At 64.0% G+C, this 9,243-nt stretch carries 8 protein-coding genes and 1 pseudogene; 7 read left to right on the top strand and 2 right to left on the bottom strand.

Annotated features, from left to right (window positions below; genetic code table 11):
* From AC1DUU_RS14090 to AC1DUU_RS14060, 7 genes are all read left to right on the top strand, one after another.
* Positions 1-193 (top strand): hypothetical protein (locus AC1DUU_RS14090; protein ID WP_476784034.1); only part of this gene is annotated, 193 nt, incomplete at its 5' end.
* Entirely contained in the window at positions 190-1,029 is an 840-nt protein-coding gene (locus AC1DUU_RS14085; protein WP_476784033.1) for a class I SAM-dependent methyltransferase, read from the top strand. The genes AC1DUU_RS14090 and AC1DUU_RS14085, both read left to right, overlap by 4 nt.
* Positions 1,030-1,031: 2 nt before the next feature.
* Positions 1,032-2,288: a glycosyltransferase family 4 protein gene (locus AC1DUU_RS14080; protein ID WP_476784032.1), complete on the top strand. Its 1,257-nt coding sequence runs from the start codon at positions 1,032-1,034 to the stop codon at positions 2,286-2,288.
* Between the two features lie 11 nt (positions 2,289-2,299).
* Entirely contained in the window at positions 2,300-3,034 is a 735-nt protein-coding gene (locus AC1DUU_RS14075; RefSeq protein ID WP_476784031.1) for a hypothetical protein, read from the top strand.
* A gap of 6 nt (positions 3,035-3,040) precedes the next feature.
* The gene (locus AC1DUU_RS14070; RefSeq protein ID WP_476784030.1) at positions 3,041-5,251 is read left to right on the top strand and encodes a hypothetical protein; all 2,211 of its coding nucleotides are present in this window, start codon (positions 3,041-3,043) and stop codon (positions 5,249-5,251) included.
* A complete protein-coding gene (locus AC1DUU_RS14065; RefSeq protein ID WP_476784029.1) occupies positions 5,248-6,567 on the top strand; it encodes a glycosyltransferase family 4 protein in 1,320 nt (439 codons plus the stop codon). The genes AC1DUU_RS14070 and AC1DUU_RS14065 overlap by 4 nt, the downstream gene beginning before the upstream one ends.
* 144 nt (positions 6,568-6,711) lie before the next feature.
* Positions 6,712-7,599 carry a UTP--glucose-1-phosphate uridylyltransferase gene (locus tag AC1DUU_RS14060; RefSeq protein ID WP_476784028.1) on the top strand — a complete coding sequence of 296 codons (888 nt, stop codon included), beginning with the start codon at positions 6,712-6,714 and terminating at the stop codon, positions 7,597-7,599.
* Positions 7,600-7,628: 29 nt separating this feature from the next.
* Here AC1DUU_RS14060 and AC1DUU_RS14055 read toward each other — a convergent pair whose 3' ends face one another.
* Positions 7,629-9,005: an aminotransferase class I/II-fold pyridoxal phosphate-dependent enzyme gene (locus AC1DUU_RS14055; RefSeq protein ID WP_476784027.1), complete on the bottom strand. Its 1,377-nt coding sequence runs from the start codon at positions 9,003-9,005 to the stop codon at positions 7,629-7,631.
* 56 nt (positions 9,006-9,061) lie between these two features.
* Positions 9,062-9,243: pseudogene (locus AC1DUU_RS14050) on the bottom strand (hypothetical protein); the annotation flags it as partial.

Raw genomic sequence — 9,243 nt, 5'->3', positions numbered from 1 at the left:
CTATCATTTCGAGCGCCGGTCGATCAGCCGCAGCCAGGACTACATGCGCGGCGTCGCCAGCCAATACAATTCCTGGCTGCACACTGAGCGCTGGGAAGACGACATCGCCGCGCTGATGCCTGCCTATTCCGATGGCGCAAGCGCGAAGGGCGCCTCCATGGAAATCGAATCGACAAAAAGGAACGCTGCATGAGCGAAGCCGTTCTCCGCCATGACGCCCAGCCGGCGGCAACGGTCCGGGTACATCGCGTCAGCTGGCTGACGGAAGCGGTCCTGAATAACCGCTTTCTGCCGCAGCCGGATGCGAGCAGCGTGTTCGTCGGCGACGGCAATTTCCGCGCCGTCGGCGCGGAATTTCTTGGCCATTTCATCCGCCTGGGCGGCCTGCGGCCGGAGCATCGCGTGCTCGACATCGGCTGCGGCATCGGCCGCATGGCCGTTCCGCTGACGCAATATCTGGACGCCGAGAAGGGACGCTACAGCGGGCTCGATCCGGTCGAGGGCGGCATCGCCTGGTGCCGTCGTTTCATCACCCCTGTTTATCCCAACTTCGCGTTCCAGCGTCTCGACATCGCGCACAAACTCTACAACCCTCAGGGCAAGATCAGCGGCGAGGCACTGAAACTCCCCTACCTCGAACGGCAATTCGATTTCGTGATCATGACGTCAGTCGTCACGCACCTGCCGCCCGACGAGGTTCTCGTTTACCTGCGCGAGGTCGCCAGGATGCTCAAGCCGGGCGGGCGCTTGTTCATGACCGCCTTCGTCATCGACGGCATCGCTGCGGCGAACGAATCCGGCAGGCGCGATCCCAGGCTTGGCTTCGTGCGCGAGGGCGACGGACCCTGCTGGCACGTTCCCGACATGCCGCCGCTTGCGGCCGTCGGATTCGACGACGGCTTCCTGGACCAGGCGCTGGAAAAGGCCGGGCTTGTGGTCACCATGAAATCCCTTGGCCATTGGCGCGGCCAGGATGCCGGTCACTACCAGGATCTCTACGTTGCCGAATGCCGGGGAGCCCAGCGGTAAGCATGCGCATCCTTGTAGCGGCGCACAACCATCCGGCCCTCCACCCCGGCGGTACCGAGATCTTCGCGCACGACCTTTTCCGCGCCTACCAGCGCGCCGGCCACGAAGCGCTTTTCCTCGGCGCGACGAACCAGGTCCATCGCCAGATCCGGCCCGGCACGAGCTTCCAGGGGCTCGGCGATGCGGCAGACGAAGTGCTGTTGTGGTCAGGCCATTTCGACCGCTTCTACATGAGCCAGGTCGACCTCTACGGGGTCGTTCCGGACCTGGTGGAATTGCTGTCCGACTTCCGGCCGGACGTGGTGCATATCCATCACCTGCTGCTGATCGGCGCCGAGTYCCCCCACATCGTCCGTCGGACGCTGCCGGACTGCCGCATCGTCATGACCCTCCATGACTACTATCCGATCTGCCATCATGACGGCCTGATGGTCCGCACCAGCGGCAAGGAGCTCTGCTACGCTGCCAGCCCGGACCGCTGCCATGCATGTTTCAAGGACATCCCGCTTGACCGCTTTGCGTTGCGGGAGCGCCATCTGAAGGCCCTGCTGAGCACGGTCGACCATTTCGTGGCGCCGAGCCGCTTCCTGCGGCAGCGCTACGTCGACTGGGGACTCGCCGAGGACGCCATAAGCTTGATCCCCAACGGGCTGCCGCATCGGCCCACACCGGTGGCCACGCCTGACAGCGCCGGGCGTCCGACAGTGTTTGGGTATTTCGGCAATCTCAATCCCTGGAAGGGGACGACGGTTCTGCTCGAGGCCGCCCGGCTGCTCATCGCCGAAGGGCTCGAGTTCGAATTGCGCGTCCATGGCGGCACACCGTTTCAAAGCGAAGCCTTTGTCGCGGAGATTGACCGCCTTTTCAGCGACACGGCACCGACGGTGCAAAGGCGTGGGCCCTATCGGCGCGAGGACGTTGCCGAGCTCGTCGCCAGCGTCGATTGCACGGTCATGCCGTCGATCTGGTGGGAGAATGCACCGCTCGTAATCCAGGAAGCCCAGGCACAAGGGCGGCCCGTTATCGCCAGCAATATCGGCGGCATGGCCGAGCTGGTCGAGGACGGTGTCAACGGCCTGGGGGTTTCGCCCAACGATCCGCGCGCGCTTGCTTCGGCAATGCGCCGCATCGCTGAGGCACCTGAGCTGCTGCACAGGCTTTCCGGGAACGCACGCCAACCCGACGACATCGATACCACCGCCCGGCGCTACCTCGAATTGATCGAGGCGATCAAGCCGGCGCGTGTCCAAGCAGCATGAGGAACAACTGAATGCCCGTTGGTGCCGAAAAACCAAGCGCTGTGGCCGAGCAAAACAATACCAAGCCGGTGAATGGCCGCGTTGACGCCATCGACCAGGGCTGCGTCTTCGGCTGGGCCTTCGACCCCGCCGAGCCGAACAGGCGGCTTGCGATCCGGGCGACCCTGGACGGCAAGACGATTGCCGAGGCAGTTGCCGACCGCGATCGTCCCGATCTCAGGCGCAACGGTATTGGAGACGGCAAGCACGCCTTTGAAATCATGCTGCCGGAGCCGGCGGTCTCGCGAGCTTCCGATCTCGTCGTCATGGCGTTGAGCGGGACGGGCCACGAGCACGCGCTGCGCGTCCCCCGCCCCGACGAGCAGGCTGCTGGAGCTCTGATCGCCGCACCGCTCACCAAGGTCCTCGACAGGCTGGACGTCCTGATGGCGGCGCAACGACAGCTGCAGGTCTCGCAGCGTTCCTTTATGCGCACGCAGCAGGTCGACGACACCGGCGAGGCGGAGGCCGTCGGCCTCATCGACATCAGCACCGCCGTGTCCAGCCTCCGCACCGAGATCACGCAGCGACTGAGCGATCTCGACGTCCATCTGATGCGGCTCGACGGCGTGGTGGCTGGAATGAAAAAGACCCTGAGCGGACTGCAGAAGCGCTCCAACGGGGAGTTGAAGCCGCTGCTGCTGTTGCTTTTCGTCCTGGTCGGTTTTGCAGCCGGCGCCGCCATGGCGCTCCTTGCGCGGACCTGAAGCAACATGCTGGCCGTGGAAAATGGACTTCCCCCCTCCCTGCCCGCCGCGTCCCGGCGCATCAGCAGGATCCCCAGGGCTGGACGGGTTATTGGTTGCCCGATCGGCGCCTCCGCCCTGCTCGTGATCGGCACGGGCGGTCCGATGGCCAACGCGGCACTGGCCACACTCAATGACGATCCCACCGAGGTCTCGCCTGCCGCCATCATCAGCTGGCGATTGGCGATGCCATTGCCGAGCGCCACGCACGGCTTCGCGGCACTGCTGCATACGAACAGCGCCGATCGCGCATTCGCCACCGCGCAGTTCGAGCAGGACGGCGTGCCCAAGCGCTACGTCTTTGCGCCTCGAACGGTCTCGGTCTACGAAGCCGCCGCGCTGCTGGCCGAGCTTTGCGGCAGCCAACTGGCCGCCGCCATCGACTCCTTGGCGGATTTGCTTATCGCGGCGCCATCCGACCCTCACAGGCTGTCGGCTATCATCGCCCTGGTCAAGGCGGCGCATGGGAACAACGGCTTCATCGAATTGCTTGGCGAAGGCCAGGACGGGGAGATTTTCCTGCAAGGCTGGGCCTACGACGTCATGTCTGGCACGGGCCGTGTGGTGGTCGACGGCGACGAGCCCTTGGTCGCGGAGGGTGCAATTGCCACTTACGCGCGGCAGGACATTCCTCAGGGTGCCTCGGCTTTCGCCGGACTTCTCGATATGGGCGGGCCGATCGGTCCCGACGGAATCAAGGGCCTCGTCTGGCGCGGCCGCCACAGCTGGCGCCATATGGCCGTCCACGAGCGCAAGCTGATTGCTGGACCACTGGAAATAGCTGGCCACGCCCGATCGGTGCTGCCGCGGGCGCACAGCACTCCGCAAGCTCTGCTGCGCCTGCGCAGGGCTGCCAACAGCTTCGATGGCACCGAGACTGTGTCGAGCCTGCCCCTTCCTGTCCGCATGGGCGTGGACGACGTGTTTCAGGTCGATTGCGCGGGCTGTCTTGTTTCCGGCTGGCTGCTTGACCCCAACGGTCATGTCCAAAGCGTCAAGTTGCGCCGTCACACCGGCGAGACACGGCTCGATGAGGGCTGGAGCCGGATCGACCGGAGCGATGTGGCCGATACCTTCGCAGACCATCCAGCCTTCTCGCGCGCATTCGGTGACGGCGGCCACAGGCATGGCTTCGTCGCCCATGCGCGGTTGCCGGACGACGATGCGTCTTCGCCTCTCTACCTGGAACTCACATTGCGCGACACCCGCCGCGCCTTCATGCCGCTCTCGCCCTTGCGGACCGCCGCCCGCCTCGCTGCGGTGCGCCAGATACGCGCCATCGACCCATCCGACTGGGCACTGCCGGAGCTCATAGACCGCCAGATCGTTCCCCTTCTCTGCGCTTCGCAAAGGGTTACGCCGACAGTCAAGGACGTCGTCGACGCCGGCCCGTTCGAAGCGGCGGCCAGTCCGCCGATCGTCATTAGCGTTGGGGAAGAAGACGAGGACGGCATCGCTCCCCTTCTCGCCTTGTTGGCGATCGACCCCGAAACGAAGCGCGCGCCGATTGCCCTTGTCGTGCCCTCGGAACGCTTTCACCGACAGGCGCCTCGCATGGCGAAGCTCGCCGCGTTCTACGGGCTCTCGCTGAGGCTGGTCTCGGCCGGCGAGGCGAGTGATACCTATGATCTTCTCGAGGCAGGGGCGCGGGCATTGTCGTCGGACACAGTAGTCCTGCTTTCAGGATTGCTGGTGCCAAACAAGGCCGGCTGGTACCGCAAGCTTGTCGACACCCAGGCAGCGCTCAAAAACAGCATCATCTCCCCAACCCTCGCTTATGAGGACTATTCTGTCCGCTGGGCGGGAACCTGGCCCGCGCGTCGCTACGAAGGCTACCCCATCAGTGCGGTGACCGGGTTCAAGCTGACGCCWAWTACCGCCGCATCGCTCGAATGCTGCGTGATGCCGCGCGCCGCCCTCCTCAAGGCCGGCGGCTTCGCAGGAGGGTATCTCGGCTCTCGCGACAAGGGCCTGGACCTAGGCCTTCGCCTCGGCCGCGCCGGCGTTGCCTCCTACTGGCTACCATCCGTGCAGATGCTTGGTTCCGAGGAGACGTCGACCAAAGGCACATTAGCGATGGGCGCTCTCGTGGAGAGCATCGATCGCAAGATCTTCGATATCAGGGGCATGGCTGCGCCTGCCGGCAACGCAAACCCATCGGAAGGCCCGCGCGCATGACCGAGCAGCTTCGCGTTCTCGTCGTCTCGCACGGGCATCCAACACTTGCGCTCGGTGGCGCTGAAATAGCGTCCCACAACCTGCACCAGGGTCTGAATTCGTTGCCCGATGTGGAATCGGTCTACCTGGCCCGCGTCGGCCAGCCCTTTCCGCGGCATGGTGCTTCGGCACTCATGAGCCTTGGTCTAACCGAGGACGAGCTTCTGTTCCATGCCGACGACTACAATCACTTCTTCCTTTCGAACGGCGATACCGAGGCCCTCCAGCGCGACCTCGTGCGCTTCGTGCGCGACGCACGGCCCCATGTCGTCCACTTCCATCATGTGCTGGGCCTGGGGATGGAGGCGCTCTATGCAGTGCGCGAGGCCCTGCCGCAGTCGGTCGTCCTGGTGACATTCCATGAATACCTGCCGATCTGCCACAACCATGGCCAGATGGTTAAACGGCCGACCGGCCAGCTTTGCAGGCAGGCATCGCCCATCGCCTGCCACGGATGCTTTCCCGAAATACCCGTGTCCCATTTCCTCAAGCGCGAGCGGTTCGTGCGCGGAATGCTCGAACTGGCCGACGCTTTCGTTTCCCCGAGCGTGTTTCTGGCCGGGCGTTACGCCGAATGGGGGATCGAGGCGGACAAGCTCACGGTCATCGAAAACGGGATCGCAAAGGGGGAAGCCGTGCCCGCACGCGGGCTTCCGCTCCACAATCCCCGCCGGAACCGCTTCGCCTATTTCGGCCAATTGACGCCGTTCAAGGGTGTCGACGTGCTGATCGAAGCGGTCTCGCGAGTGCCCGAGGACATCTGGGGCGACGATGCCTGCCTGATGATCTTCGGCGGCAATCTCGAGCGCCAGCCGCCCGACTTCCAGGAGCGCCTGAAGAAGCTCATCGACGACGCGGGCCGCCGCGTGCGCTTCTACGGCGCCTATCAGAACGCCGACATGCCGCGCTTGATCGGCTCGGTGGATTGGGTGGTGATGCCTTCCACCTGGTGGGAAAACTCGCCGCTGGTGATCCAGGAAGCGCTGCACCACCGCAGACCCCTCATCTGCTCCGATATTGGCGGCATGGCCGAAAAGGTACGGAACGGAAAAGACGGGCTGCATTTCCGCGCAGGCAGCGCGCAGGATCTCGCCGATCGCATGGCCGAGGTGTTGAGCGAGCCCCAGGCCTGGGATCGGCTACGGGCCTCGATGCGGCAACCCACGAGCCACATTGATTGCGCACGTGAACATGTCGACCTCTACCGTCGGCTGCTGCGTCGGGATCATGGCGACGCTTCTGACAGTCGGGCCAGCCTGCTTTCGCAGGCGGGTTAGGCAGCAGATGGCACGCGGATTCGCAATGTACCGCGAAATGCCCTGTTTCCCGACCGAAGGCGGCACTGCTTGCCAGACGATGGGCAGAGGCAAACCCCAGAATATTTCCGCTCACAAAGTCACATGACCCGGAGGGCTACCACCATGCACCAGAAGATCCGCAAAGCCATCATTCCCGCCGCCGGTTTCGGGACGCGCATGCTTCCAGCAACCAAGAGCATCCCCAAGGAACTGCTGACGATCGTCGACCGCCCCCTGCTCGACTACATCGTCGCCGAGGCATTCGCCTCGGGGATTGAACATGTGATCATCGTCACCGGGCGCATGAAGGGCGCTATCGAGGACCACTTCGATCACGCCTTCGAACTCGATGTCAGCCTGCGCAATGCCGGGAAGCTGCACTTGGCCGACCGGATCGTGCAGGACACGCCGGGTGCCGGGACGATTTCCTTTGTGCGACAGCAGCAGGCACGGGGTCTCGGCCACGCCGTATGGACGGCTCGCCACATCATCGGCAACGAGCCCTTCGCGGTGCTTTTGCCCGATATGCTCATGGTCGCCGACAGGCCATGTCTGAAGTCCATGGTCGATCTCTATGAAAGCCACGGCGATAACGTCGTCGCTGTCGAGCGATGCGCCCCCGAGGACGCCCACAAGTTCGGCATCGTCTCGCTCAAGCCAACCGCCGACGGCCCTGTTGTAACCGGGCTTGTGGAGAAACCGGCCCCCGGCACGGCCCCCAGCAACCTCTTCATTTCCGGACGTTACATCCTGCAACCCGAGATCTTTTCCATCATCGAGCGGCAGGCGCCGGGAGCTGGCGGCGAAGTCCAACTCACCGACGCCATGCTGACGCTCCTGGAAACCCGCAACATCCGGCCCTTCGAGTTCTGCGGCCACACCTTCGATTGCGGTGTCCCGGCCGGCTTCGTGACCGCCAACCTGCACATGGCGGCCCAACGCGCCGATCTTGCCGCTCACATCGGGGCCGCAATGGATGCCCTCTACCCGGCACGGCGCGCGGTGGCATGAGCGCGGCCGGCGGCCAAGGCCGCTGGTCGTCAGGCTTCGGTCAGTGTGCCGTCCAACGCGGTCGGCGCCTGGTCAGCCTTTGATACGGCCAACTGCTGGGCGCCGGATTCGCCCTGTATTTGATCCAGTTCCGCCGCCGCGCTGTCCATCGCGCGATTGAAGGCTGTGACCATGGCCTCGATGTCCTCGGCCGAATGTGCCGCCATGACCTGGAAGCGGAACCGCGACTGTCCCAATGGGACTGCCGGAAACTCCACCAGATTGGCAATTCCCCCGTATAGCGCGAGGTATTTCGAGGCCAGCCGCCCCAAGGCTTCGCCGCCGACGCGAACCGGCACGATCGGAGAAGGCTCCCCCAGCACCTCGCGGCCGGAGCGCGCCATGGCTTCGCGCAGATGAACCACGTTGTCGTGGAGCTTGYGCCGTAGTTCCTTGCCTTGATCCGACCGAATGATCGCAAGCGCTTCCATTACAGTGGCCGCCTGGACCGGCGACAGGGCATTCGAGAAGGTGTGGGGCGCGCTGTAGTATCTCAGATATTCGGCCGAGGCCCGTGTCCTGACCGCCACAAAGCCACCGTTGGAGGCGAAGGTCTTGGAGAAGCTGCCGATGATGATATCTATGTCGCCGAGCATCTCTTGCTCGCCGATGCGGCCAAGGCCATCCTCGCCCATGCAGCCGAAATCGTGAGCGCAGTCGACCAGCAGGCTGGCCCCATGGGCGTCGCAGATATTTCGAAGCGCCCGCAGATCAGGGCTGTCCGAATGCATCGAAAAAAGGCTCTCGGTCACGACCAGAATGCCGTTTTGCGTGTCCGCCGCGCGAATGTTCGCCAGCTTGCGGATCAATGCATCCTGGTCGAGATGGCGGAAGTAATGCACCTTGCCAGTGGCGGCGGATGCTCCCGCCTGGAGGCAGGAATGTGCCAGCACGTCCATCACGACATGATCGTCAGAACGGACGAAGCCCTGGATAGCGCCGTATCCGGCAGCCCAGCCGGTCGGATAGAGCACGACCTCGCGCCCGCCGACGAATTCCGAAAGGGCTGCCGATAATTGAAGTGAGTAAGAGGTGTTGCCGAGCAAGGCGGCCGATCCGGCGCTGTGAACGCCGTAAGTGTCGATCGCCTCCCTTGCCGCAGCCTTTGTCCTGGGATGGGAGGACAGGCTGAGATAGTCCTGCGAGGCGAAGTTGACGCCTGAGCTGGCCTCACCGGCATCGGTCCTGATGTCCGATCGCGGCCGGGGCGCGGATGAGGTCGRCCGGGCATATGGCCACAGGCCATGCTGACGCCGGAGATCCTGCCAACTGAAGAAGCTGTCAGCACGCGCCATGAGACCGCTGTTCTTCAGCGCGCGATAATCCTTCAGGCTCCCGGACAGTGCAGCCTTGGGTACTGGTTTCATCGGTGATGTGTCTCTCGTTCGGTGCGAAGGTCTCGGGCGAGGTGTCTAGCCTGTCCCTAGAACCTGTAACTCACCCGTGCCTTCACGAGATCGAGCTGGCCATCGATCAGCGTTCCGTCGAACCGATCGAACTGCATGTGGTCCCAGCTCGCGCCAGTGACGACGTTGTCGCTCAGGAGATAGTCTGCACCCATGCCTGCTACCCAGCCCCAATCCTGCAGGCCAATATTGGTAGTGA

It is taken from the genome of Aminobacter sp. P4_H6_2 (assembly GCF_056400805.1).
The sequence above is the reverse complement of the archived record's forward strand: the minus strand, read 5'-3'. Positions and strand labels throughout refer to the sequence as shown.

Coding starts and splice junctions, on each gene's coding strand:
- AC1DUU_RS14075 (WP_476784031.1), top strand. CDS start 2,300: ATGCCCGTTGGTGCCGAAAAACCAAGCGCTGTGGCCGAGCAAAACAAT.
- AC1DUU_RS14065 (WP_476784029.1), top strand. CDS start 5,248: ATGACCGAGCAGCTTCGCGTTCTCGTCGTCTCGCACGGGCATCCAACA.
- AC1DUU_RS14085 (WP_476784033.1), top strand. CDS start 190: ATGAGCGAAGCCGTTCTCCGCCATGACGCCCAGCCGGCGGCAACGGTC.
- AC1DUU_RS14060 (WP_476784028.1), top strand. CDS start 6,712: ATGCACCAGAAGATCCGCAAAGCCATCATTCCCGCCGCCGGTTTCGGG.